1 protein-coding gene is annotated in these 505 nt (G+C 77.0%); it reads right to left on the reverse strand.

Annotated features, from left to right (window positions below):
* Window positions 1-243: 243 nt before the first annotated feature.
* A partial coding sequence (locus ESO86_RS19695; RefSeq protein ID WP_207207242.1) for a hypothetical protein occupies window positions 244-505 on the reverse strand: 262 nt, incomplete at its 5' end.

The following is a 505-nucleotide window of genomic DNA, read 5'->3' on the forward strand; positions in this document are numbered from 1 at the left end:
GTGGCGGCGGCCGCTGCGGCGACGGCCCGGCTCAGCGGACCGGTCGGACCGGCGGGAGGGGCCGCGTGACGGCCTCGCCGCCCTGCACCCTGGCCCGCCCCGGGGTCTTCCATGCCGTCCATCGCCTCGTCCGTCGTACTGCCGCAGTGCAGCAGCATACCTGCGGAACGGCGTCGGCACCTCCCGAACGGGGGGTCTCGAGCCGCGTGCGGCGGATGCGGCATCCGCTCGCCGACGAACGGATCAGGCGACGGCCCAGCCGACGAGGTACGCCTCGACCGCCACCTGCGGCACGACGACGACGGGCCCCGCCAGGTTCATGAGCAGGTCGGCGTTGGTGCGGCCGAGCGGCAGGAATCCCCGGCTCGCGACGCGCCGCCCGGTCACCGTGAGGACCGCCCGGCGCGACACCGCGATGAGCGCCTCGGCGGCGTCCCCGCCCGCGCTGCGGACGTCGGTCTGGACGTCGGGCGCGCGCTCGGCGACGATCTCCGCCGCCCGCTCG

It is taken from the genome of Agromyces binzhouensis, from assembly GCF_004135055.1.
Classification (GTDB): Bacteria; Actinomycetota; Actinomycetes; order Actinomycetales; family Microbacteriaceae; genus Agromyces; species Agromyces binzhouensis.